The organism is Paenibacillus sp. 10L310 (assembly GCF_056395745.1).
In genome coordinates, this window is the sequence record NZ_JBFTKC010000017.1 from 58,855 (window position 1) to 85,061 (window position 26,207).

The 26,207-nt window shown below is 46.1% G+C and carries 23 protein-coding genes; 14 read left to right on the top strand and 9 right to left on the bottom strand.

The annotated features are described in order from the left end of the window. Positions 1 to 97: 97 nt before the first annotated feature. The gene (locus tag AC1DE7_RS25650; RefSeq protein WP_477535456.1) at positions 98 to 2,173 is read left to right on the top strand and encodes a methyl-accepting chemotaxis protein; all 2,076 of its coding nucleotides are present in this window, start codon (positions 98 to 100) and stop codon (positions 2,171 to 2,173) included. 114 nt (positions 2,174 to 2,287) lie between these two features. On the opposite strand, the gene AC1DE7_RS25655 is transcribed toward AC1DE7_RS25650, so the two are convergent. From AC1DE7_RS25655 to AC1DE7_RS25670, 4 genes are all read right to left on the bottom strand, one after another. Continuing rightward, on the bottom strand, positions 2,288 to 2,857 hold the full coding sequence (locus AC1DE7_RS25655) for a nitroreductase family protein (protein ID WP_477535457.1): 570 nt from the start codon (positions 2,855 to 2,857) through the stop codon (positions 2,288 to 2,290). Between the two features lie 9 nt (positions 2,858 to 2,866). Next, on the bottom strand, positions 2,867 to 3,883 hold the full coding sequence (locus AC1DE7_RS25660; protein ID WP_477535458.1) for an ABC transporter substrate-binding protein: 1,017 nt from the start codon (positions 3,881 to 3,883) through the stop codon (positions 2,867 to 2,869). 87 nt (positions 3,884 to 3,970) lie between these two features. Further along, the gene (locus AC1DE7_RS25665) at positions 3,971 to 5,554 is read right to left on the bottom strand and encodes a helix-turn-helix domain-containing protein (protein WP_477535459.1); all 1,584 of its coding nucleotides are present in this window, start codon (positions 5,552 to 5,554) and stop codon (positions 3,971 to 3,973) included. 63 nt (positions 5,555 to 5,617) lie between these two features. Then, on the bottom strand, positions 5,618 to 6,481 hold the full coding sequence (locus tag AC1DE7_RS25670) for a LysR family transcriptional regulator (RefSeq protein ID WP_477535460.1): 864 nt from the start codon (positions 6,479 to 6,481) through the stop codon (positions 5,618 to 5,620). 165 nt (positions 6,482 to 6,646) lie between these two features. Here AC1DE7_RS25670 and AC1DE7_RS25675 point away from each other — a divergent pair, with 165 nt between their 5' ends. Further along, complete coding sequence (locus AC1DE7_RS25675; protein ID WP_477535461.1) at positions 6,647 to 7,699, top strand: alkene reductase; 1,053 nt, start codon at positions 6,647 to 6,649, stop codon at positions 7,697 to 7,699. Between the two features lie 41 nt (positions 7,700 to 7,740). Here AC1DE7_RS25675 and AC1DE7_RS25680 read toward each other — a convergent pair whose 3' ends face one another. Both AC1DE7_RS25680 and AC1DE7_RS25685 read right to left on the bottom strand, forming a co-directional pair. Further along, positions 7,741 to 9,027, bottom strand: a complete 1,287-nt coding sequence (locus tag AC1DE7_RS25680; protein WP_477535462.1) for an MFS transporter — start codon at positions 9,025 to 9,027, stop codon at positions 7,741 to 7,743. A gap of 66 nt (positions 9,028 to 9,093) precedes the next feature. Continuing rightward, entirely contained in the window at positions 9,094 to 10,341 is a 1,248-nt protein-coding gene (locus AC1DE7_RS25685; protein ID WP_477535463.1) for an ATP-grasp domain-containing protein, read from the bottom strand. Positions 10,342 to 10,630: 289 nt separating this feature from the next. Here AC1DE7_RS25685 and AC1DE7_RS25690 point away from each other — a divergent pair, with 289 nt between their 5' ends. Then, complete coding sequence (locus tag AC1DE7_RS25690; RefSeq protein ID WP_477535464.1) at positions 10,631 to 11,122, top strand: type 2 periplasmic-binding domain-containing protein; 492 nt, start codon at positions 10,631 to 10,633, stop codon at positions 11,120 to 11,122. Beyond that, positions 11,119 to 11,529 (top strand): DUF2000 family protein, encoded by a 411-nt coding sequence (locus AC1DE7_RS25695; protein ID WP_477535465.1) that lies wholly within the window; start codon positions 11,119 to 11,121, stop codon positions 11,527 to 11,529. Before AC1DE7_RS25690 ends, AC1DE7_RS25695 begins: the two co-directional genes overlap by 4 nt. Before the next feature lie 121 nt (positions 11,530 to 11,650). Here AC1DE7_RS25695 and AC1DE7_RS25700 read toward each other — a convergent pair whose 3' ends face one another. Then, positions 11,651 to 12,865 (bottom strand): MFS transporter, encoded by a 1,215-nt coding sequence (locus tag AC1DE7_RS25700; protein ID WP_036673093.1) that lies wholly within the window; start codon positions 12,863 to 12,865, stop codon positions 11,651 to 11,653. 281 nt (positions 12,866 to 13,146) lie between these two features. On the opposite strand from AC1DE7_RS25700, the gene AC1DE7_RS25705 reads away from it, so the two are divergent. Next, entirely contained in the window at positions 13,147 to 13,725 is a 579-nt protein-coding gene (locus AC1DE7_RS25705; protein ID WP_477535466.1) for a TetR/AcrR family transcriptional regulator, read from the top strand. A 100-nt stretch (positions 13,726 to 13,825) separates the two neighbouring features. Here the strand turns inward: AC1DE7_RS25705 and AC1DE7_RS25710 are convergent, their stop codons facing one another. Beyond that, a complete protein-coding gene (locus AC1DE7_RS25710; protein ID WP_477535467.1) occupies positions 13,826 to 14,950 on the bottom strand; it encodes an LLM class flavin-dependent oxidoreductase in 1,125 nt (374 codons plus the stop codon). Between the two features lie 264 nt (positions 14,951 to 15,214). On the opposite strand from AC1DE7_RS25710, the gene AC1DE7_RS25715 reads away from it, so the two are divergent. Then, positions 15,215 to 16,600: a transcriptional regulator gene (locus AC1DE7_RS25715; protein WP_477535468.1), complete on the top strand. Its 1,386-nt coding sequence runs from the start codon at positions 15,215 to 15,217 to the stop codon at positions 16,598 to 16,600. Between the two features lie 846 nt (positions 16,601 to 17,446). On the opposite strand, the gene AC1DE7_RS25720 is transcribed toward AC1DE7_RS25715, so the two are convergent. Then, on the bottom strand, positions 17,447 to 17,563 hold the full coding sequence (locus AC1DE7_RS25720; protein ID WP_222592206.1) for a putative holin-like toxin: 117 nt from the start codon (positions 17,561 to 17,563) through the stop codon (positions 17,447 to 17,449). A gap of 431 nt (positions 17,564 to 17,994) precedes the next feature. On the opposite strand from AC1DE7_RS25720, the gene AC1DE7_RS25725 reads away from it, so the two are divergent. From AC1DE7_RS25725 to AC1DE7_RS25760, 8 genes are all read left to right on the top strand, one after another. Next, a complete protein-coding gene (locus AC1DE7_RS25725; protein WP_339190179.1) occupies positions 17,995 to 18,183 on the top strand; it encodes an aspartyl-phosphate phosphatase Spo0E family protein in 189 nt (62 codons plus the stop codon). Positions 18,184 to 18,338: 155 nt separating this feature from the next. Beyond that, the gene (locus AC1DE7_RS25730) at positions 18,339 to 19,232 is read left to right on the top strand and encodes an NAD-dependent epimerase/dehydratase family protein (RefSeq protein WP_127548018.1); all 894 of its coding nucleotides are present in this window, start codon (positions 18,339 to 18,341) and stop codon (positions 19,230 to 19,232) included. 227 nt (positions 19,233 to 19,459) lie between these two features. Beyond that, positions 19,460 to 21,283, top strand: a complete 1,824-nt coding sequence (locus AC1DE7_RS25735) for a sensor histidine kinase (protein WP_477535469.1) — start codon at positions 19,460 to 19,462, stop codon at positions 21,281 to 21,283. 5 nt (positions 21,284 to 21,288) lie between these two features. Then, positions 21,289 to 22,056, top strand: coding sequence for a response regulator transcription factor (locus AC1DE7_RS25740; RefSeq protein WP_074093192.1), 768 nt, complete (start codon positions 21,289 to 21,291; stop codon positions 22,054 to 22,056). Positions 22,057 to 22,159: 103 nt separating this feature from the next. After that, positions 22,160 to 23,455: an ABC transporter substrate-binding protein gene (locus AC1DE7_RS25745; RefSeq protein ID WP_477535470.1), complete on the top strand. Its 1,296-nt coding sequence runs from the start codon at positions 22,160 to 22,162 to the stop codon at positions 23,453 to 23,455. A gap of 30 nt (positions 23,456 to 23,485) precedes the next feature. Next, a complete protein-coding gene (locus tag AC1DE7_RS25750; protein WP_477535471.1) occupies positions 23,486 to 24,196 on the top strand; it encodes a hypothetical protein in 711 nt (236 codons plus the stop codon). A gap of 237 nt (positions 24,197 to 24,433) precedes the next feature. Continuing rightward, entirely contained in the window at positions 24,434 to 25,348 is a 915-nt protein-coding gene (locus AC1DE7_RS25755) for a carbohydrate ABC transporter permease (RefSeq protein WP_340031712.1), read from the top strand. Then, the gene (locus AC1DE7_RS25760) at positions 25,332 to 26,186 is read left to right on the top strand and encodes a carbohydrate ABC transporter permease (protein WP_074093196.1); all 855 of its coding nucleotides are present in this window, start codon (positions 25,332 to 25,334) and stop codon (positions 26,184 to 26,186) included. Before AC1DE7_RS25755 ends, AC1DE7_RS25760 begins: the two co-directional genes overlap by 17 nt. Positions 26,187 to 26,207: the final 21 nt, after the last annotated feature.

Below are 26,207 nucleotides of genomic sequence, written 5' to 3' on the forward strand. Positions count from 1 at the left end.
ATATCTCCCTAATTGATCAATTTTACTATGGATTTTTCCGATAATGTATGTACATCGTTCAGATGCAGATGGTTCAGGGAAGTGGGGAGAAGTGGGAATGGGAAAAACGGGGGAAAAGCAAGGGATAGGGTATAAGATCAAAAATATGTCACTTAAGATCAAGCTGCCTTTCATGATCAGTGTATTGGTTGTGTTGGTTCTGCTTGGTGCAACGACCACAAGTTATATGATTTCATCTGATGTTGTGGTCAAGAAAAGCAAGGATGAAATGAATGTGATGGCTGACCGCCTTGGGGAAGGGCTTTGGACAGCGATGCAGCTTCAACAACAATTGAGTCATGCGATATCCGTACATAGTACTTTTAAAGAACTCTTAAAGTTGCGTGATACAACTGACATGACGGATGAAGAATTTTTATCGGATGAGAACCCGTATTTCAATAAGGCCAATACGATCTTGACCGACAGTATATCGGAAACGGAAGGAAGTAAGCCAGATCTGTTCGTTTTTGATAAGGAAGGAATCATGGTGGCAGGAACCATGCCAGAAGTCATTGGTCAGTCACGGGGAGATCGGGAATATTTTAAGGAATCTATACAGGGGAAATCCTTCATCAGTGACGCGGTCGTCTCTAAGACTGGCAAGAAGCTCATTATTGTATTCTCGGAGCCTATCACCGATGAAGAGGGGAATAACCTGGGTGTGCTTGCTATGTCGGTGGACAGCAGCTTCTTCCTGGGGCAACTCGGAGACATTAAAATCAATGGTCAAGGCAGAGTTGAAGTACTGAGTCGGAGCGGCATCATTATGTATGATTCACTGGACCCTTCCGTTGTGGGACAAACGCTGGAAGAAGATAAGGACGCGATGGGAATTATCGAGGCTAGAGCCACCGACAAAGTGAAAATCACTTCGATGGATCGAGAAGATACCTACTATCGTATTAATCAGATTCCGGGTGCAGATCTCTCTGTGCTCATTATTGACGATTATGACGATATCAAGCGTCCGATAGAGGATATGCAGCGCCAGATGGTTATCGTGATATTGATCGGGATTGCTCTGGCTATTGGTGTGGGATTGCTGATTTCTCGCAGTATTACAAGACCTATCATACGTCTGAGCGGTCTGTTCCAACAGCTTGCTCAAGGCAATCTGACCGTTAAGGCCAATGGCAAGTATAACAGCGAATTCAAGGATCTGGCGGAGAGCTTCAATGGTATGGTGGAGCAGAACAGGAACCTTATTACCGATATGAATAGTTCGATTCATGTCCTTCAGGCCAGCACTCAGGAGTTGGAGGAGACATCCAGACAGACGGCAAGATCCATTGATGAGACATCGGCAACGTCCATGGGGATTGCCAAAGCCATGGAGGCCCAATCGGAAGATACCGAGCAGATTGCAGGCAAATTCAACAGCTTTGGCGATAAAGTGGCTGCCATGAACAGCAGTGCACAGGATGTGAAGGCAAGAGCAGATGAGATCGAAACGGTATTCCACAATGGGAATGAAGTCGTGAATGAACTGATGCGTATCAACGAGGTGAACGAACGGGAAGTGGAGAAAATCTCGGAGATTACCGTCAAACTTCAAACCAGTTCGGGCAGTATTAGTCAGATCACGGAAGCCATCAGCCAGATTGCGAAGCAGACCAATCTGCTTGCATTGAATGCTTCCATTGAAGCATCACGGGCAGGTGAGCATGGCAGAGGATTTGCAGTTGTAGCCGAGGAGATCCGCAACCTGGCAGAGCAGAGCTCCCGCCAATCCAAGGAAATCTCCAGCATTATCGAGCAGAATCTGGCCGATGTCGCCGAGAACAACCAAAGTGTTGCCGAAATTCACACCATCTCGTCCAGACAGGATGAGCTTGTCTTGCAGACTCGTCAGGCATTTGATTTGATTTTGGAGAAGGTAACGGTCATTAATCAACAGATCGCTACGATGGCAGGACAGATGCAGGAGATGTTACAGAACAAGGATGACGTACTGGAGTCTGCCCATAGTTTGTCGGCTTCAGGAGAGCAGGTATCCGCTTCGGTTGAAGAGGTAACAGCAACCATGATGGAGCAATCTTCAACAGTACAGCAGTTGGCCAACATGGTTGATACGATCGATCAATTGACGCAAAAGCTGGCCGAATCGGCTGCGCGATTCAAGGTGGAGTAAGGGTCTCAGGTTCATTAAAACAAAATAACACGAACAAGGGATGTCCCCTGTCATATTCATGACTTATAGGACATCCCTTTTTTTTGTGCTCTCGATCAATGTGCTCTAGTTCATTTAGTGATCAATGAGATGCAACAGTTGAGGGAGAGGTGTGCGAGGCTTGGGCATAGGCTGATCTTCAGCGTTAAAATACCCCATGTGTAGTGTACCTACTATTTTTTCCTCTGATGTCACACCAATGGCTTCACAGAATAGTGGATTTTCGTTGAAAGGACTTGTCTTCCATACGACGCCAATGTGTTGTTCCCAGGCGAGCAACTGTATGTTCTGGATCAGTGCCGAGGTTGCAGCAAAAGCCTCTTCCCACGCCTTGGAGGGCAGGTTGGCTGTCATAACCACAACCAGATGCACAGGTGTCTGTGCACAATAGGCCGCTCTGATTTGTTGTCCGTACTTTGTTACAAATTCAGGATTGCGTGTACTCAATACAGCGCTTGCGAATGTTTCTCTGCCCTCATTCATAAACAGAATGAAGCGCCAAGGTTCCTTTTTGGAGTGAAAAGGAGCCCATATCGCGTCCTCCAGAATCTCATGAATCGTTTCCAAGGGAATGGGTAGGCCATTAAATTCCTGAATCGTACGTCGTTCGATCACGGTCTGCCTAAGACTTGTTTTGGGTTTCATCATGTCCCTCTATAACTCGAAGGAAGCAGCGATCTCATCAATAATTTTGCTAAGACCGATGGGACCGTATCCTGCAAACCACAGGTTGGCATCACCGATATATACATGATCGTTCTTAACTGCATTCAGATTGGCCCAGATGGATGTATTCATGATGTTATTAAGCACTACCTTGTTTTCTTCCCCAGGACGCAGAATGATAAACAGTCGATCCGGGTTCAGCTCAGGCAGAATTTCCTCGGAAATTGCCACATTCCATGATCCCTCGAAATCTACACTGTCTACTGAAGCAGGGGTTAATCCCAGAGCACCAAACAGAGTGAAGTTATCATCAGGTTTAATCAACTGAAGCTGTTTATCCTGCACGCGCATGTAGGCCACCGTTTCGTCTTTGGCTTTTACGGCAAGCTCATCATGGGTTTGGGTGACTTTGGTATCATAGGCATCTTTGACCGCTTGGGCTTCTTTTTCTTTGCCAAGAACAGTTGCCGTTTCCATGAATCGCTCCCAGTCTCCTTTTTCTTCATTATCAAAAAGGATCGTTGGAGCAATCTTGGAGAGTTGCTCATAGTTTGCTTCATTTAACGTTTTGGAGGCCAGAATGAGATCCGGCTCAGCCTGGAGCAATGCTTCAAAATTGGGAGACTCGCCGGAACCTACGGCAGTGGTATCTTTCATCTGATCTGCCAGATATTCAGGGAATCCGAGATCGTTATACGTTACCATGGCTGTTGGTTCAATGCCGAGAGCGAGTAACTGGTCAGCAAAGACGTAGAGCATACCCGCAATTTTTTGGGGTTCGGCAGGAATTTCGATATCCCCTTTAATCGTAGAAATGGTGCGTGTATTCTCACTTCCCTGTTCAGCGGTTGATGGCTCTGCCCCATTAGATTCGGGTGAAGCGGAGTTCCCACTGTTCTGGGAAGTTCCACAGCCCGCCAGCATGCTGCATAGAACAAGAACGGTTATAAGGAATCGTCCTGATTTGAAAAAGGTAGAGAAGCGTTGGTTATTAGGTAAAGACACGTTGTACACACCCTTCAATTGATTTTGATTATCATTATCAAAATAATTATAGGTGCATTCCAAATTGTAATCCATGGATATTCCTGTTTAATGCATGGACGTTTGGCTTAGGAACAATTGACTAACCCGATTCAGAAACAGATCATGGGCCAAGGAAGTATAACAGGAGTAGGGGGAGGAATCGCCCAATTCATAGACTTGATTCATACGAACCGCCTCCCATTGCTGCCAAATTGAATTTTGCATAAGCGATGCTACAGTGTGCGCACGCTCGTCTGCTTGGCCACTTGTAAACAGAATGAAGTGTTCAATATCCGACTGAACCAGCTGTTCCAGTGACATTATACGGGAATGGGATACGTGGTGTAGGGCTTGGGGTACGGATAACTGCAAATCATCATAGAGTACCGTACCCAGATTACGGTTGCCGTAGACCCGGAACTGTCCATCTTCGTATTGCGCCACAGCCACAGGGTGGTCATCGATGGCATGCTGTATACTGGAGATTTTTTGTTTGACCGATAGATCATAACGTTCCAGCCATTCTTCACCAGCTGTTATTTTGCCCACGGATTGTGCAATGGAGTACAACTGTTTACGCCAATCTCCTGCAAAAGATATGGTGCAAGTGGAGGCAATATGCCGAAATAATTCGGCTTTTTTGGGCTCTTCATAATCGGTTCCTTCATACCCAATGATCAGTTCCGGGTGTGCGTTCATTAATAGTTCCAGATCAGGCTGATCTCTGCCCACTTGAATCACATTTTTGAATTCATATGAGGTTCTATGGACCGGATTAATCAGTGCCGCATAAGGCTCAATACCAAGGGCAAGCAGATGTCCCGTATAGGGATGGGCAAGTGAAGCGATACGTGTTACGGAGCGATGCTTTTTAATATAAACCATGGGAGACAATCCGGTGGTTGCTTTGAATTTTCGGCTAAAATAGAATTCATCTTCATACCCGACCTGACGGGCTGTTTGTTTGATCGTGTTGTCCGAGGCCAGTAGCAGATCACCGGCTTCCCGGATGCGTACGGCGTTCAAGTATTCAATGGGGCCTTGTCCAATCATTTTTTTGAACAATCTGGAATAACGGTTGACACTCAGTCCAGCCATTTCAGCCAGTTTTTCGCGTGTGAAGTTATCCTGATAATGTGTATTGATATATTTTTGGCTCTGCCTTACCGCTTCCATGGCGGTACCTTCCTGGGATTTTTGCTTCTTTTGCTTCAATAGGACAAGACAAAGTTCCTGAAAGAGGATCTGACGTGCCATTCCAGCCCATGGATCTTCCTTCTGCCCACCTTCATGGATTTGAATGGCGAGAACGGGAGCTGAGGGAACAACAGCGGCAATGAATTCAAGATGTGGATCAATAACTTGTTGCATGTTGCCATCTAGTTCTTCGTTGTAGACATTGTAGGTTAAGGTGACACATTCAAAATCATGCTGTACCTCGGTGGTTGCGATACAGGTGTGAGAAGGCGGGACGGAAAGGACTTGAGGAGCGCATAGGGAGATGACTTTGTCTTCGACTTTGACGGTTAAGATCCCTTTGATCACAATAAGCAGCGTATGATGTGGACGGGATGGAAAGGACACTTGTTCAGCATTGTTGTCGACACGCCGGGCATCAATGAGCCTATATAAAAGATTCATGAGTTTCATCTGATCTTCTCCTGACTGCTGTGAATGTACATACTATACTGCTGCTTATAAAAGTTATCTATATCAAAACGTGATGCACTTCTGGTTCAGTAGCTTTATGAATTGATCCAGCGCACTACTGACATACCGATCCTCACCGCGGACAAAGGTTGTCGTGGTATGGGTAAAACGATCTGCCAGATCAAATACGGAGAAATCATCCGGTTTCTTGTGAATAACGTTGCACGGCATAATGGTAAAAGCAATTCCAGACTCCACACAGCTCAGCAGGTTTTCCATCGTACTCACTTCGATGATATTACGTGCGGACAACCCTTCTTCCTGCAAAAATTCTTCGGTCATTTCACGATAAGGACAGCCCTCGGGGAAAACAACCCATGATACTTGGCACAGACTTTCGGGTGGTGTATCCATCTGCTTGGAGATGATATGAACCGTGTCCTGCATCTCATATTCCACCTTCAGACCCTCTTTCACACAAGCCCCGCTGATAAAAGCACCATCAATCTCATCGTCCTGTATTTCCTTGCGCAGTACTTTGGGTGAAGTGGCGTTGACGAGTGAGATGGACACCTTCGGGTAGGTTATCTGATATTCATTCAGAATCTCCATAAAGCGGCTGGATGCCGCCGTTTCCACAATGCCGATTTTCAGCGTGCCAGAAGGCTCCCCGGGATCGGTCATATCCTGCTTCAGATCGTGCATAAGATTGTGAATTCGTGTGGCGTACTCAATAAACTGTTCTCCTTTGGAGGTCAGTACAACACCTTTGGGAAATCGGTTGAACAACTGGATTTGATATTCCTGCTCCAGTTTTTTGATGCGCGTAGTGACATTGGATTGCGCGTAATTCAGTTCTTTGGCGGCCTGTGAGATTTTGCCTGAACGCGCCACCGCGAGAACAATATCGATATCGGAAAGTTCCATGCTGTATCCTCCTGAACGTGGATTACCTTCAATTACTTCTGCAGATGCTGATGTTAGGTATCTCTCTGAGAGATACCACTATATATTTCAATCATTTTACGATATATCGGAGCCGCCGTACAATATCCTTAATGACAAAGAGAGTAGGGATATGACATGGATAACATGAATACACGTTCAACATTATTAAGCCCGGTAACGATTCATCAGTGGCAATTAAGGAACCGAATTGTGATGGCACCGTTGACCCGGGGATTTGCTGATGATCGGGAGGGGACCGTGACGGATGAGATGGTGGCATATTATGAGCAGCGTGCGCGGGATGGCGTGGGACTGATCATTACCGAGGGCATTAACCCGAATCTGGCAGGCAAAGGCACTTACGGCATCCCCGGTTTATATACAGATGAACAGACGACTTCTTGGAAAAGGGTAACGGATGCTGTTCACAGACATGGCGGCACCATTATTGCTCAACTATGGCATGTCGGCAGGTTGTCCCACTCCGATCTGATCGGAACCTCTCCAGTGGCACCTTCCAGCCTTGCGGCAGAGGGAAGAGTGCATAAGCTACATAAGCCGTATCAGGTTCCTCAAGCGATGAGTACACAGGATATAGCGGATACAATTCAGCATTTTCAGACGGCCGCCCGCAATGCGGTTCTGGCAGGTTTCGACGGGATCGAGCTGCATGCTGCGCATGGGTATCTGATCGACCAGTTTATCAATGAGAAGACCAACCACAGAACAGACAAATACGGAGGAGACACAGCGGGCAGATTGCGGTTCTTGCGGGATATTATTGTGGCTGTGAAAAAAGAGATCCCTGTGGATCGCATATCGGTACGATTTTCAGAGAAAAAGGATGATGATGCATCCTATGCTTGGGCAGACAAAGCTGGAATGATCGATGCATATCTGAACTTGTTCCGTGAGACGGGAATTACGATCTTGCATCCCTCAACAGACCAATATACAAAAGCGTGGGAAGAGGAGCAGTCCTTTCACGAGCGGATTCGAAGTCGGTGGGATGGAATCATCATTGGTGTGGGGGAGTTGGATGTTCAAACCGCGGAGCACGCGATTGGTAAGGGAAACATAGATCTGGCTGCGTTCGGCAGACCGTTTATCGCCAATCCAGATCTGGTACAGAGACTGCATGCGGGTCAGCAATTGGTCGAGTATAATGCGAATGCACATTTGCCTGTTTTGGTGTGAAAATAAAGTGGAAAAAAGGGCAGAACAGGCTGCCCTGAGGTTCAGATACTTTTTGAGTGATCCAGCGGTTTCATTTCGTTTCTTCTTGTTGAGCTTTTTTCGATATACCAGAGAATAATCATAGACAACGCATAGAACAGACTGACAGCCAGAATAATGATCCATACACTTTCTATGTCCATGCTTTTGATGAAAATGCCTGTCAAATATGGGCTAAGTGTATAACCCAGGCAACCTACGAATAACAGTAGGCCATTAAACCGGCCCTGATGTGTATCGGGTACACGCGAAGCAATATACAGGTTGATATTGGTCTGCACGAGAATCTCTCCAATGGTCCACAGCACCGTGGATAAGGCGACGATGGAAAAATGGGGGAAGTAACCCAGCAGGTTCAAGGCTCCAAATCCGATTCCATAGAAGAGTGCGCCTGTAGCTATCGAGTTTAGGGCAGTTAATTTGCGTGTAGCGGACAGGATCACGGTGGTAAGAATAATGACGCTAATGGCATTGATAGTCATGACAGAGCCGTAATATGCTGCCCCGTTCTCGCCAAATGAGTGATTCATCTGGAGTGGGAGACTAAATGAGTATTGCATATAGATAAAATAGTTAAGAAATGACACAACGATGAAAAAGGCAACGAGTGGATTTTTCAGTAGTAGTCTGAATAACGGCGAAGGCGGTTGGCTCGATCGTTGTTGTTCTTGTTGTTGTCCAGCATGTTCGCTGTTTGTTGATGCCAATTCCTTGCGTGTGCCGATCTTAACCTGGTTGATGATGATAAAGGTAGATATCAGAAACACGGTACCGATACTTATAAAGACAATGTTGACGTGATCCTTGATAAAAAAACCGGCGACCAGTGGTCCGATGGCTATACCCAGATTGGCCCCCAGATACATGAGGGAAAAGGCGGACTTTCGCTCTTTCTCCTCCGTACACAGTTGAATAATCAGTGCATTATATGCAGGCCGGGTAATACTGATGAAGAACATGACTGCAATCAGAAGATAACCAACGGTAATGGTGCCTGACCAAAAAGAGCAGCTTATAATCATGATGGCAGACAACAGTTGCCCGATGACAATAATTGTTTTTTTGCCCATAAGATCGCTTAAATAGCCGCCGAGAAGTACACCGGGTCCGCTAATCAGGGCTGCCATGGACACAAAGATCCCTGCACTGACCACATTCATGCCCATCTGTAACGTAAGCACCAAGGTAATCAGGGAGAATACAAAATCTCCCGTGCTGTTAATCGTTCTGGCTAAACAGAGATAATAGATATCGCGGCTCAGACCCGCGTAGGTTTTGAATAAAGACAATAATTCCAGCCCTCCCCAAGATAACCGTCACTCCAGACCAAAAACGGTGAGGATCATCCGTACATCTTATACAGTTTCAGTTTCAGCAACCGTCACTTCAATCTTGAAACGATCGTACATATCCAGCAGGGTTTGACGCAATTCCTCGAACGAATCACCCTCCACAATAGCATAGCCTGATCGGGTCATGGTATCGTTGACGTCCCCGGCGCGCTGCCCTACTTGATAGGATACATTGAACTCAATGATGCCAGGGATATCGGCATAATCCTCTATCCCGGATATGTGTTGAATTACCCCTGCGCGTGAAGGGAAGCAGATCATGCCTGTGAATTTATGGCGCGTCTGCTGTTGCTTAAATTCATATATTCCAACTTCCAGATCAGTGACAGCTTCGAAGAAATCAACGCCATGAGTGTTCTTGATACAAGGAGGCATAACATGTGATCCCCCGATTCTTGCACCAATTTCTCCAAACACCACTTCTCCTTCCGGAGTCAGAAAAAGTTCGGCATGTGTTACGGATTGATTGATACCCAAGGCAGCAATGACCTGTTCATTGAGTTCTTTGATGTGATGGATAAAATCAGCTTCCGTGCCTTCAGGGAACGTAATACTGGCCGGAGGTTTCTGCTTTGTCGCAATATCCAGGCAGTTATACAGGTATTGGGAAACAGATGCAAATACAACCTTGCCCTTGGACACAATGGAATCACAATGAAACTCCGTACCGTGGATGAATTCCTCCAGCAAATCCTTTTGCTGTGCTTGTCTTGTATGGTGAAGATAATGTACCAGTTCATCCATGCTGGACAATTTGAACGTATTGATACTTCCATATCCGCTGAGTGGCTTCACAATAATCGGGAAGCCGTGTACAGCAGTGAAACGAATATAGTCCTGTTCATGTAGAGCAATTGCAATTTCGGATGTCCGAATTCCGCGTTGATGCAGCATTTGTTTCATGATCCATTTGTTGCGAACAGCCTCAGCCTGATTGCGCTGCATACCGGGGATCCCGAACTCGGAACGGAGCTGACCACCGATCTCAATCGCATTCTCACCCGGCGTTAACAAAGCAGAGATGGAATGGGATTCTCGGATCTGCATCATATGCTCCCGGATGGCATCTACGGACTCCAGATGATCGACATATCTAATTTCATCAAAGAAGTCCCTGAGGACCTCATCATGATGCAAATTATGCCGTTCAATAATCAGAATTTTCTTGTGATCCGCCAATTTCTGCAAAGGATTAACGAAGTTTAATCCAGTTGGAAGCCTGAAATCAGATATGTATACAATGGTTTTCATACGTTCTCGTATATCCCCTTTCAACAAAATACTAAAAATAGTAAAAATTCATTTCATAACATTATAGCTCAATATTTTCCATTTTGAATACACCTTTTGGTTAAAAATATGAACCAAAATACATATTTATGTTGCGTTAAAGTGTTAATTGACAATAGGAAATTTTTGGTATACGATCTTTAGCGGATTAGAAATAAAAAGGAGGAAATAGAAATAAATAGAGATCGTTAAAGAGAAATATGCCATACTGGGAACGCTGGGAGACGATGAAGGATTCCTGACTTGTAGCATGCATATCGCGAAAAAGCTAGGCAACTCGGAACGTATCAAGCCATACCCTGAATTTGAAGCGGCTGCGGAAGACTTGAGATCAGGGATCATATCCTGCTTACTGGTCCCCGGGGCGTATCCCAAGCTCAACAGCTTTATCATGGATTCTGAACTAGCGGTGTCTGAGAGCTTTGTGGAGAAAATTCCTGCGCTGGTTCTATCCGGCTTCCATGCGGTATGTCCCGATCAGATCGATATTATCTATCATCATCCAGCAACCACATACTTGTTATCTGAACTTGATACAACCTATAGAGAGAACAGCACCGTATCGTCCAACCCTGAAGCTTGCAGGAAGGTCATGCACAACACGGAGAAGTCCATTGCGCTCACGAATCAGCTATGCGCTGATCATTACGGGCTTGTGACCTACAAAGTATTGCGTGAGGGAATCAATATGCCATGGGTATGTTTTACACAAAATACACAGAGGGTGAATACAGTCATATGAAAAGAATTGCTATTATACTGGATAAAAATCTGGAACCTGGCGCCGCCGCCAATGTGGCTGCCCTGTTAATGGGACAAGCAGCCCTGAATGAGCCGGGGTTATATTCTGATCAACCTGTGCTGGATCATAGCGGTGTTCAGCATGCAGGCATCCGATATAGCACTGTCATTCTGAAGGCCGGGGAGAATCAACTGATCAATCTGGCCAAACTCTGGTCAGATGACAGCGGGGGACTGAGCCATGTTGTTTTTTCACAGACAGGCCAGTCGCTCAACAATGCCTTTGAACAATATGCAGTTGAGATTGCTTCGATGGAATTGGAAGATACCAAAGTGGTAGGTGTCATTGTATGGGGCGAGGATGATCGAGTTAGGGCAGCGACCAAAAAATTCAGTGTCATGAAATAAGGGAAAAGGGCAGAAGCGGATCTTAGAGATCACTCTGCCCTTCTTTATATATGAAAGAATTGTTATAGAGGTTGTTCAAAAGTCCGCTTTTGATTATGAAGGATGCCTGAAGGCATCGCATTTATAGATGATTGCTGATAACGGCAGCTTTCTTTTCCGTAAAGTAATACACCAAAGCGAGCAGCGGCATAATCAGGCCAATCAGCGTTGTGAGACTCCAGCCTCCGTTAGCATAAGACCAGCTTCCAAGGGATGAACCGATCGCACCGCCGACAAAAAAGATCGACATGAATATGCCATTCACGCGCCCTCTCGCTTCATTTCCTAGCGAATAGATGATGCGTTGACCCAGCACCAGATTTCCCGAGACAGCCATATCCAGTGTGATCGCCACGATCACAAGCAGTATCAGTGCTAACGTGGAGTGACTCTGGAACGCATAAGCAAGACCAAACGAAGCAGCAGCGATCACCATGGCAGCACCTGTCAGAATACGTGTTAGTCCGCGATCAGCCAGTCTCCCGGCAATAGGAGCGGCAATAGCACCACCGACACCAGCCAGTGCGAACCAGGCAATCCCTTGCTGTGACATATCAAAATCGTTAGCGAGCCTGAGCGGAACCGTAGTCCAGAACAAGCTGAAAGCACCAAACAGACTGGCCTGATAGAACGCCCGGCGGCGCAGCAGCGGCATCGTTCTGAACAGTGTGCCCAAGGACACGATTAATTGCCCGTATTTCAAGGTGGGTTCAGGCTGGCGAGCAGGAAGAGCGCGTGATAGGAGCAACATGAGAAGTGTTATGACAATGGCGGAGAATACAAAGACCGTCTGCCATCCGAAGAGGCTGGTGATAAAGCTTGCGACAGGACGAGCCAGCATGATGCCCAGCAGCAGACCACTCATTACATTGCCAACAACCCGTCCGCGCTGTTCCTCGGAAGTAAGATATGTCGCATAGGGCACCAGAATTTGAGCGACCACAGAACCTATACCAATGAACAGAGAGGCAGTCAGAAATACAACAGCAGTGGGCGAGAAAGCCGCAGCAATCAGGGCAACAACCAGTACGATGAGGAAAAGAACGACCAGGCGTCGATTCTCGGTAATGTCACTGAGCGGCACGATAAACAGCAAACCAATGACATAACCAATCTGAGTCAACGTTACGATCAATCCGGCAGCGGCAGAAGACAGACCCGTTGTCATGCTGATCGGACCGATAACGGTCTGAGCGTAATACAGGTTTGCCACGATCAATCCACAAGCGGATGCCAGCAAAAAAATAATCCAGGTGGGTACAGGTGCCTTCTTCACTTGTTGTCTCATATCCATCATAATCATCCTCCACAGTTCTAAATTGGTATTCCCAATAAACAGGTGATATTTAAAAACGTTAATTACTAAACGGTGTGTTCACTAATTACAAATATATAATAAACTAAACGTATAGTATTGTAAATAGGCTCTACATATTTTAATGAGAAAGTTAATGAGGATGAAAAGGTGAGCGTAGGATGGAATTGTGTGTACTCATGGCAGTTTAGTATAATGAACGTATCGTTTTTATGAAAAATACTGATGATTAAATATATTTTATACATCCAGGAGGGCTCAAGATGACTGCCAAAAGAGGACGTCCGCGTAACATGGAAACCCAGAATGCCATTCTTACAGCATCGTATGAGTTGTTGTTGGAGCACGGATTCGGGGCGGTTACAATCGAAAAGATTGCTGAACGTGCACAGGTGAGCAAAGCCACTATCTACAAATGGTGGCCGAATAAAGGCGCTGTCATCATGGACGGATATATGTCTGCCGCAACGGCAAGATTGCCAGTGCCGGATACAGGCTCGGTATTGGAGGATATACGCATACATGCGAGTAATCTGGTTCGTTTTTTGACCAGTCGTGAAGGTAAGGTGATTACACAGATTATTGGAGAAGGGCAGTCGGATGAAGGGCTTGCCGAAGAATACCGTACAAGATACATCCAACCACGTCGACGTGAAGCTCGGGGAATTCTGGAGAAGGGTGTGGAGCGCGGCGAATTGAAGAGTGGGATAGACATTGGATTATACATTGATCTGATCTATGGGCCGGTGTTCTATCGTATGTTAGTGACGGGGGAAGCGATGGATGATGCGTTTGTAGATCTGATGCTTCGTTCATTGTTGGAAGGCATTCAGTCCAAGTAGATATAGGGATAGCCGCGATACAAGTGGGAGGAAGAGGGAAGAGGGCGATTCGTAGGAATCACCCTGGAAGGAGCACATGTATATTGTACGTGGGAGATTGTTAGACCTGGAATATAGGTGAGATGGCTGTGGGCCATGAATCTGTAACATTAGAGGAAAGGAAGGATGAGTGCTGGGTTAACACCGGGGGTTCATTCCATACCGAACTGGGCAGTTCGCGGCGTAATACAGGGGCAACTTCCTTGGCAAAACGCTCCACTTGCTCAAGTTGCTCGCTATGCGTCAGTCCATCTACGCTAATACTCAACACCTGATGTCCGTAAGCGGCATGATAGTCCAGAATTTTCTCAATGATCTGCTCCGGACTGCCGATTAACGCAGGACCTCGTGCAATGTTATCCTCCAGATCGGTGAAGGGGGACTGGTTATGCTGTGCGGCGGCAGTGGCATGGAACGCTTCATAATATGGCTTATAGCGGCGAATGGCTTCTTCGCCCGTATCCGCAAGATAGAGGCTGCCGGCACCAGAGCCAATCACTGCTTGCTGCGGATCATGACCATAATAATCGAGGCGCTCCCGATAATGATCAATTAACGCTTTGTATTTGGCTTGCGGGTGAAAAGAGTTCGACGTGAAGAGCGGCTCGCCATATTTGGCAGCGAGTTCGGTCGAGACCGTGCTCGACGCGCTACCATGCCAGATTGGGATGGATTGCTGAAGCGGCCTTGGCCACGTGGTCACCCCCTCAAGCGGAGGGCGATACGTTCCCTGCCAGGTTACATTCTCTTCAGACCACAGCCGTCTTAGCAGATGATAGCGTTCATCGAGTGAGTCCCATTGTTCCTCTTCGCTTATGCCAAACAGCGGATAGTGCCGAGGGTCATTGCCTTTCCCGATGATCATCTCCAGCCGTCCGCCCGATAATTGATCCAACGTGGCATAATCCTCGGCAACCCGGACTGGATCAAGTATACTAAGAACAGTGACGGTGGTTAGTAACCGAATGCGTGTGGTTGCTGCGGCTATTGCGGTTAATACGACAGGTGGCGAGGAAGATAGAAAAGGCGCACCGTGTCGTTCACCGATCCCATAGGCATCGAATCCCAGTCGTTCAGCCAGCTTCGCTTGCTCTAATATATTGTGGAATTTCTGCTGAGTTGTCAGAGCTTCCCCGGTTACGGCATTAGGCAGATTCATCATGAGACTAAACAAGGCAAATTTCATCTGACCTTCTCCTCGAACTGAATTGATAGTATCTGTGTCGTATAATCCTATTGAAATAGTAGGATATGTAAGTTGGACTAAATGTATCACGTTCTCACGGATTCTTCTAATGGATTTTTTCTATAAGCAAGAACAGCGAGGCCTCCTTGCATAAATGTGAAGGGAATTGCCACGATTTTTATTGACCGCTGTAAAATTTAGGATTAAAATTGTGCTTATCATATAAATTCAAAATTATGGATTTTCATTGTGGAGGTGGGATACATGGAACCTACAACTACGATACGCTCATATATTGAGGACTACATCAGGAAACAGGGGTACACCCTGCAGTATTTTGCCGATATATCGGGAGTTAACGCTGGAACGCTTAGCGCAATTATTAAGGGGACTCGGCCCATCGCTATGGCGCAACTGGATCTGATTACCCAAGGCATGAAGCTGGAAGAGGGGTATTTCTACGAGATTTATGGGGCTGAATGTTTCGTGGAATCGGCACCTCATTGGAGGAGACTGGAACCATTCCTGCAACGCTGTGCTGAATTGGACAAGCTGGAATGTATTCATAAGGTTATCCAGGAAGTGACGGATGACCGCTCGTATATCTCGGAATTGTTCGAGATGGCGGAAGGCATGCTTGAACGTGGACAGACGAAGGCTGCACGGATGTTGTATGAATGTGTGGCGGAGTGTGAGAAATATCAACACTCGGAACGTCTGGCTCTGTGCCAGTATCGCATCTTCACCCTCTCGCTTGGTCAGAATCAACATGATAACCTGCGGGCCGCTGTGCACTTTGAGCCATATATTAATCGGCTGGATGAGGAACGACAACTGGATGCGATTAAGGATTTGGGGAATACGTATCTCGCCCTGAGGTATTGGGACAAGGTAATTGATCTGGCTGAAGAATTAGATCAGAAAACGAAAATTTTGCAGTCATATACAAAGAAAAAAATAGCTAAAAGCGATAGACTTACCGCCTATCCTTTGTTCGTATATAGAGCTTATTCCAATTTGCTTAAATCAATGTCATGTGAAAGGCAGGGACGTTATGAAGAGGCTTTGCTCTATACAGAACTCTATGCCAAGCTTGCTAAAGTCTCTGAACCGGATGAAGAAGATCAGATTTTTATTGATAAATTTGCTGGTTGGACAGAAGCCAATACTTATTTATATAAATTAATGATAGGTGATTTCAATGTTTTACCTGCTTACGTGGAATTTATTGAACAAAATGAACATGAAATTTTACCTGCAATAGTTAATATTTTAGAAGCGGCTAATAAATTTGAACAAAATATTGATGAGATTTTGTATAAGTTTAGTGATCAAATTAACTCGGAAATTAACCATTTAAAAGGATATACAGAACAGATGAAAAGTGATATGTATGCTGCATTTTTGTTAGAACGTTCTCTCTATCACTTGAATCGTCATGAATATCAAGAGGGTTTGAAGGAGCTTATACACTGTTTAGCAGAATCTATAAGATTAAATAATCAAAAAGATGTCATTCATTGTATTTCCTTATATGAAAAGTACAAAAGCATGGGCAACACTGAAATCGAGCATCAATACAAACTTATAATGATGGAGGTTCAGAAATCTTATGAAAAAAAAGAAAATCTTCTATGTAATCTTGCTTAGTTTTATGATTATTAATTTTGGTGGAATTGGTAATTTTGATAGTGATGTAATTATACAAATGTTAGCTTATCATCATGGTGGAGGCAGTCTATAACAGTCAGAGATATATTAAATTGTCAATGAGGTTTACTTTCAAGTATTGAGAGTAAGCTTTTTTTGTATTTTCATAGATTGACCAATGTAAAATACAGGATTAAAATAACATTTATTATATTAAATTGAATTATAAGTGATTCTAATGACGGAGGTGAGACAGTGGAATTGGTACCTACAATAAGAGTACATATTGAGAAATATATGAGACAGCAGAATCTCAAGTTGCAGCATTTTTCCGATATTACTGGAATTAATGTTGGAACTTTAAGTGCCATTCTTAAAGGTAGCAGACCGATGTCTATGAACCCGCGCCCACTGGAGGCTTGTGGAACCATACCTATACGAGTGTGTTGAACTTGGTAAGCTGGATTGCATACAACAAGTTATCATTCATGTGACGGACGAACGATCCTATTCAGAAGAGTTATTTGCTGTAGCTGAAAGCTTTTTTGCCAAAGGATTCAATAAAGAGGAACTTATTTTATTTGAATGTGTGGCAGACAGGATGCGCTTAAAGATTAAGCGAACCTTTATGCAACAACCATGCTTATACCCCTTCCCTTCTACTCCAAAAATGAGCGACAATAATTACCAGTAAAGAGTTAACTTCTGCAACAAACTGTGCTAAACTGGAGATAATAAAAAAAGAGCAAGGATGCGCGAACATCCCTACTCTTTACAACAGCCGCTTCTAAGGGCGGTGGCTGTGCATAGGTAGCTGAAATAGACCATTACCTTAGCTGGGGCGGTCTATTTCTTTTTGTTTTGATTATTTAAGGCAATGACAATAGTTACAATCAGTCCAATCAAGGTTACAATGAACCCCGCAAAACTGATCATCAATGTCAATACCGTTTCAATCGCCACAGGCATCACCTCCTTTGCAGGAGACTAGCCGACCACCCATATTAGCCATTCTGTTGATAGGAATATTATACCATACTTACTATTATGGTGGATACCGTTGCAGCGATCAGAACACATCTGATTTATATGTCTAGTGATTGCAATCTGACCACTCAAACCAGATTGCCTTGAACAATGAACCCTATGTAGATGAAGAAATGAGTCCGGCTGAGATCAGTAACCTTTAAGTTGATCATATGAGTTGTTTATACAAACGGTAGATGGAATCCAATTCTGAATTAGCTTTTTTGATGCATGTGAAATAGGGAGATATAAATTAATTTAAGTTATGAAAATACCTTTGTAAACGATCATTTTATTCTGCAAAGGAATATAATATGAATTTTTTGGCAATGTATCCTAAAATGTTATACAAAGAGGGGGTGCATGCTATGAATGAACCGAAGCAGATCAAAGATAAAATCGAACGAAATAGGCATGAGTTAAGTCGTTTGGCGGAGAATCATGGCATGCAGGACAACAAAGTCCTCCGACAGTCCATGGTACTGGACGAGCTTATTAATGAATATAATCGATTCAAATATAAAAGCCATCTCGGGAACAGACAACCGATTGCATAATGCAGTCGGTTGTTTTTATGTATAAACAAGAAAGTGAGCACGCCGATCCAACTTACTTCGTATCTTTTCATACTCTTCTATCGTTTACTCCTTAGAGCGTCCGATTGCGGGGCTGCATTCTGGATTCATCATCATGAGACATGGAGGGGTATGGAATGAGTAAAAAAATATTGGTTATTGGAGGCACCCGTTTTTTTGGCAAAAGGCTTGTCGAGCATTGGGCAGCCCAAGAGAACGTTGAAGTCACAGTAGTGAGCAGAGGGAATATTGCATTTCCGTTTGATTCAGGGGTTACCCATATTATCCTGGATCGGACTAACGAAGCATCATTGCGTCAGGCTGCGGAATTGGAGCGTTGGGATGTGGTGTATGATCATGCCTGCTACTCGGCAGAAGCGGCTCTGGCAGCAGTGAAAGTCTTTGAAGGCAGAGTAGAACGTTACATCCTCACTTCAAGCTTATCTGTCTATGAGGCCGGGACACAGGGAGATGATGGCTTTCATGAAGAGGATTTTGACCCGTCCACCTATCCCGTTCAAATGGTGGGAGATGAAGTCGTTTCTTATCAGGAAGGTAAAAAACAAGCGGAGGCTATGTTGATACAAAAGGCAACATTCCCAGTAGTGACTGTTCGGTTCCCCATTGTACTGGGTATGGATGACTATACGAGACGATTACATTTTCATATAGAACATGTACAACAGGGGCTGCCGATCGGTTTACCTAACCCGAAAGCGGATATTGGATTCATTCAATCTTCGGAAGCGACACGTTTTTTGGCTTGGCTGGCGGATGCGGAGATCAATGGACCTATTAATGCGGCTTCCAGTGGAACAATATCGCTCAATGAACTGATCGGTAAAATTGAAGTTGCTGTCGGGAAAAAGAGCATCATTCAATCTGAGGCGGAGAACGAGCATTCTTCACCTTTTGGCATCACTTCATCCTGGTACATGAATACAAACAAAGCAGCCCAAGCCGGATTTGCATTCGACTCACTGGAAGAATGGCTTCCTCGTCTGGTTCAGCAGATTAGTTCCATAGATTAATTCAGCGGATGTGTTCTATAGAAATAGCGTAGTCGACTGTAGCGATACAGTCGGCTTTTTTGCGTTCACCCTGAAACCTATGCGGATAACTTGAAATTCCGTACCAATTCCAGGATTGGCAGGATAGCGAATGATCATTAAAACTGGATATGATGACCCCAGTTATATCCAGATTGATCTGTGAAGGGGGCTCATACAATGATCGGGAGAGGGAGGGATGAACGGAAATGATGGACAAGGTACACAGTTATTTCGGGAAAAACGTAAACCTGCGCACCAAGTTGCTCCTGTTGTTCCTGGCGCTGACGTTGCTGCCGCTAAGTTTGCAGGGAGTGATGAACTACAAGCATTTCTCGCAGACGATGGATCGCAAGACCGAGCAGTTCACCATTGAACTGGTTCGCCAGATTAACGCCAATCTGAATCGGCTGCTGAAGGACTTTGAGCGGTTGTCGCTCTTGCCGCTTTACGATCAGATGGTGCTTGGCATTCTAGGGAAATACAACGCTTCAATGGGGTCGGGAACATGGGCGAGGTCGGAGGATTATCTGAAAATGAAGCTTTACACATCGGGTCAAGCTTATGACCGGCCCGAGATTCGGGGAATTCACCTGATCAGCAACAGCGGCATTTTGTTCTCCAATCTCGATTCACTGGCGGTCAAGCCGGTATGGGACAGCAGGCAGGATGACTGGTTTGCAGAGCTTGAAGACTCGGAAGGGACATGGCGTCTGCTTCCTCCGCATCAACCCGGCTATTACACGGGCGGTCAGCAAGAATCGTATATATCGGTAGGCAGAGTGCTTCGAGATCCGGGCACGCTCCAGCGATTGGGTTACATTCTGATTGATATCCGTCTGGAGGCCTTCGGTCAACTGTTATCCAATCTGAATTATGAGCAAGATGCAAGCCTGATGATTGTAGACAGCAAGCAGCGTCTGCTGTTCGAACGGACCTCAATCGGAGGGATGTCTGCGTACGACCAGTTGCTAATGCAGGGACAGCTTCAAAGCTATGCAGGAAACCAAAAAGTTATTCTGGATGGGCAGCCCTATCTCTATGTACAACACCATTCCAGCTATTCCGGGCTTTCGGTGATCAGTCTTACACCTATTGCTTTGATTCAAAAGGAGTCGGGTGAGATGCTCACCTTCACAATATGGTTCGCTGTGTTATGTATGGCGGGTATAGCGATTCTGGCGGTTCTGTTATCTTATCGTATCACCCGGCCGCTGATTCGACTGAAGCACCACATGATTCGGGTGGAGCAGGGAGATTTTAGCCAACGTGTATCGTACTTCAGCAGTGATGAATTTGGACAGATTAGCCGGGGCTTTAACCGAATGATGGAAGAGATTCATCGACTGTTCAATGAGGTGTTTCTGCTGGGCATTCAAGAGCGGGAGGCAGAGTTGTCAGCGTTACAAAGCCAGATGAATCCCCATTTTATATACAACACGCTGGAGTCCATTAACATGATGGCCATTCGCCAGAAGCATGCTGAGGTGTCGGACATGGTGACGGCGCTTGGCAAGCTGCTGCGTTATACGATTGATAAGGTGGACCGGATGGTTCCACTTGGAGAAGAACTTGCTTTTGTACAATCCTATGTACGCATTCAGCAGGTACGTTACGACGGCAAGTTAGAGATTATCTATGATATCGAAGAAGGGATAACCGAGTATTTGATTCCCAAGCTGGTACTGCAACCGCTAGTGGAGAATGCAGTCTACCATGGCATTGAAGGGCAGGGAAATGGAGGAGTAATCTGGGTATCTGCCTTGAAATTCGACCAGGAGCTGCTGATTAGTGTACGAGACAACGGTAAGGGTATGACTCAGACAAAGATTGACGAGTTGAATGAGTCCATATTAAAACAGCCTTCCAATGAGGCATTACGTTGCCATGCCGGGGACAGTCTGGGGCTTAACAATATCGCTCAGAGGCTTCGCCTCATGTATGGAGAAGGCGGCAGCCTAAGCATTGATGGGAGTCCCGGGCAGGGCCTGGTGGTCACGATATCCATTCAACTTCTACCGAAAGGGGATTGAAGCGCATGTATAAAGTATTGCTTGTAGAGGATGAGACGGTCATCCGTCAGGGACTGAGGGAACTGATCGTACAAGTGTCTTCTCAGTTTCAGGTAACGGGCGAAGCATCGAGCGGTACCGAGGCGCTGGATTTTCTGAGATGTGAGGTGCCGGACGTGTTAATCACGGATATCCGCATGCGTGAAATGGACGGACTAACTTTGGTAAGCAAAGCAAGAGACATGTACCCTGAATTGCTAATGCTCATCATTAGCGGCTACGGCGAGTTTGAATATGCACGCAGAGCGATGGAGTTCGGGGTGTTGAACTACCTGTTGAAGCCCATCGATCGTTATGAACTGGCATTATGCATACAAAAGATTCAATTGCTGCTGGATCGCAGATACGGTATTACAACTCTTTCTATCCCTGAGCCATCTGGCAAAACAGAACACGCTGGTGGAGATACACGGAAGATTATCCGAGATGTGAAGGAGCACATCAAGCAACATCCCGATGGAGATCTGCGACTTCAGACGATAGCCGATCTTGTTAACTTGAACCCTACTTATTTAAGCCAATTGTTCAAGAACGAAATAGGCATCAATTATTCCGAATACATCACTGAGGCACGTATGGAGCGGGCCAAGTGGTTGCTGATCAACACGGGTCTCAAAATCTATGATGTGGCACGGTTATCCGGGCATCAGAGCCCCAAACACTTCATGCTGGTGTTCAAGCAGCAGGTGGGATGGACCGCAGGAGAATATCGAGACCGATTCAGTATCTCTTGAAAAACCATACCATTTCTGTAGTTGACGTGATTTAAGGGGGAACGATGCTTTCGTTATACTTTGGTTGCACATGTATACCACGACGTCCATAAGGGGGATTTACATGAAAAAAGCAGGACTGATACTGGTGTTTGTACTCATGATGATGGCTTCAATCGCGTGCGCAAGCTCCAATTCTAACAGTGAATCTGGCAGTGCAAGCGGAGAGAATGGAGAGGTCGAGCTGAAGTTCATGATGTGGGGCAATCAGGCGCATATGGATGTATACAACAAGTTGATTGATGACTTCACAAAGGAAAATCCAGGCATCAAAGTAACGATGGAATCCGTACCTTTCGCAGAATACCAGCAAAAAATTTCGGTGCTTGCCGCCGGAGGCTCTCTTCCCGATCTCGCCTGGGTATCGGAGCGAATGGTGCCACAATTCAAGTCCAACCACATTCTGGCCGATGTATCCGAGTTCAAGGAAGATGCACAGTTTAAGCTGGATGATTATATTCCAAGTACATTGGATTTGTTCCGTGATGGCGATCAACTGCTAGGGCTACCTTTCTCTACACCTCCGGTGGTCATGTTTTACAATAAAACGCTGTTTGACCAAGCCGGTCTGACTGATCCAAACAGACTTGCCACCCAAGGAAAATGGACATGGGAACAGTTCGAAGAGTCCGCCAAAGCCATTACCAGTAAGGATGCGACCAACCGAATCTATGGTGCCAACTTTTTTCGCGACTGGAAGACCTGGGCGGTGCTTTCCTCCTACTCCTGGTCCAATGGAAGCGGTCCATTCGACGAAGGCATGACAACGTTCACCTGGAACGATGCCTATGGCGTACAGACCTTTGAATTGCTGGAACGCATGATGTTCACCGATGAATCACACCCAAAGGCGGGCGAACAGGTCAGCTTTGATGCGGGTAATGTGGGCATGTTCTTTGATAATTACAGCTATGTTTCCAAAGCAAGAGAAATTACGGATTTTGAATGGAGCATCGCTCCTATGCCTTCCGGTTCTCAAGGCAGTGTGCCGATGCTGGGGCAGGCCGGATATGCCATGTTCAACGACAGCAAACATCCAGAGGAAACGAAGAAGCTGTTGAAGTATTTTGCCAGTGAGCAGGGGATTCAGGCGACAGCCACCTACTTTGTACCTCCGCGTACCTCTGTTCTGAACTCAGATGCATTCATTCTTCAGCCGAATAACCCGAGCAAAGAGCATATCGGGCAGGCGGTCATTGATGAAATGCCAAAAGCGCGCTTAATCCCAGGTCATATCCGTTGGCAGGATATCGACAATGCGGTATTGCAGGGATTTGACCGACTGTTTGCAAAGACAGCGACAGCTAAGGATAACCTGAAACAAATGCAGGAAGAGATCCAAAGCGTGTTGCAACCCTAAATCATTCGATCGGAACCGGAGGTGAGAACGATGGGCAAATTCAAAGAATTACTTGAACGGAAAGCGCTGTCGCTGGTGGTCAGCCTGCCTGAGAATGATATCGCTTTGGCTCGGGCAGCCATGGAAGAGGGTGCTGATGCACTGAAGGTGCATTATAATGTCGGTCATCGCGCCAGCGGGAATCATTTTGGTCCATTGGACATGTATGCCGAGGTGTTTCGGGCGATCCGAAGTGAGTTTGGTGGTCCACTTGGGGTCGTACCTTCTGGCAGTATAGATGGAGCCCAAAGGGAGGATGTGGAGCGTCTTGGTGGGCTGGGCTTTGATTTCTATTCCATCTATGCACATCACTTGCCATCTTTCATGCTGAGTGACTTGGGGTTGGACCCAACGTTTGCGATCAATGAGGAATATGATGCTTCCCTCGTAACATCGGCAGCTCACTTCGGCTTCACCGCTCTGGAGGCATCCATTGTGCCTGGAAAAGAATATGGTACACCGCTAAGCTTCGCGGATGTACTCAAGTATCGCCGTCTGGTCTTGCAAGCCCAGGTACCGGTATTGGTTCCTTCCCAGCGAAAGCTGGTATCGGAGGATGTTCGGGTGCTGCGCGATACCGGGGTCAAAGCAATTATGCTTGGGGCGGTCGTGACTGGCAATACGGAGGAACAGCTGCGAAGGGCTGTGAACGGGTTCCGCAATGCGGTGGACAGTCTGAACCGTTCGGACTATATAAGTTGAACTAAAGAATATTTACACTTGCCACTCCGATGCCAGAACAACCTTCCGATCGCTGTTATCCCCAGATTTTTTTTGAATCCCATATATAAAGGGGAAATCCGGGGATAAAGGCGACCACTTCGCTTCTTCAGGTTTTTTCTGTCCTCTACGTTCTTGTGTAAATGTATAGTTCACCTTATATAGAATCGTCGCAGAGTTCTGCTTCGGAGGAAATTGGATTAAAAGGGGGAGGCCTGATTGACCCATTCACGCAAGCGCAAAAGAGGGGGGCCGCTCGCCAGAGAGGCCCAGATCGCGGGGTGGCTGTTTGTATCGCCGATGGTGCTTGGGTTTACCCTGCTGCTGTTATTTCCCATGGGTCTCGCGTTATACATGAGCCTGACCGATTGGCCGCTGCTGGGGGATCATCATTTTATTGGATTGGAGAATTACCAGAATATTATGACAGACGCGATGTTCTGGAAAGTGCTTGCCAATACGGTCTATTTCACAGCGGGGCTGGTGCCGCTTAATATTGTGCTCGCCCTGCTGCTCGCGTTGTTGCTGTCCAGAAATCTGCGGGGCATCGGAATTTTCCGAACCGCCATCTTTGTTCCGGTCATGACCTCGTTGATCGTATGGGCCATCGTGTGGAAGCTGATGTATGCGACTGAGTCTGGATTGATTAATCAGCTTCTGTTGATGCTGGGCATCAAGGGTCCGGCTTGGCTTTACAATCAGGATCTGGCAATGCCAGCGATTATCGTGACAAGTGTGCTGAAAAATGTCGGTCTGAACATGGTGCTGTTCATAGCAGCCATTCAGCAGGTACCGCGTTCGCTGTACGAAGCGGCAACATTAGACGGGGCGGGCAAGAGGGGAACTTTCTTTCACGTCACACTGCCCATGATCACGCCAACCGTGTTTTTGACCGTAGTCATGACTGTGATTGGTTCACTCAAAGTATTCGGGCAGATCTATGTGATGACACAGGGCGGGCCGAGCAACAGCACCAAGGTATTGGTTTATTATATCTGGGAAAAAGCATTCAAACTATTTCAGTTTGGCTACGCTTCTGCTCTCGCATATGTGCTGTTCTTTATCGTGCTAATTCTGACGCTGCTGCAATGGCAGCTCCGAAAGAGGTGGGTATTCAATGAAGGCGATGCCTAGTCCTTCGGGGCGGAAGATAGGAAGTACTCTGGGGACGTATTTGTTGCTGACTCTGATTTCGCTCATTATGATTGTGCCATTTATCTGGATGATATCGACATCATTCAAGGAACCCCAGAGCATATTCACCTATCCACCGCAGTGGATACCGGAAACATTCCGATTTCAGAACTATATCGATGTCTTTCAATTGATTCCGTTTCACCGTTTTTATTGGAACAGTATCTACATTTCTGCTTTGGTTGTGCTAGGAACTGTATTCTTTGCCTCCCTCGCAGGGTATGCATTTGCCAAAATTCCGTTCAAAGGACGTAATGTGGTATTTCTCATCCTGCTAAGTGCGATGATGATTCCCCATGAGGTCACGGCGATTCCGATGTTTCTATTCATGCGACAACTGGGGTGGATTGATACCCATCTTCCGTTGATTTTACTGCCGATCTTTGGGGCGGGTGGTGTGTTTGGCATCTTTGTGATGCGGCAGTTCTTCATTACGGTGCCAACGGAGCTGGAGGAAGCAGCGATGATGGACGGCTGCAACCGATTCCGGATATATGCGCGAATTATGCTGCCGATTGCCAAGCCGGGTATGGCTACGCTGACGATCTTCACGTTTGTGACCATCTGGAATGAGTTTTTTGATCCATTGATCTTCATTAACTCGCGTGATCTAATGACGCTGCCGCTTGGATTATCCCTGTTTACAGATGAAGTGGGTACAGCCTGGCAATATCTGATGAGTGCCACCGTCATGGCAACCTTGCCACTGTTAATTGTTTTTTTCCTGGCACAACGGCGCTTCATTGAGGGGGTTGCCATGACAGGGCTGAAAGAGTGAGCAGTGCAACATGTGCAATAG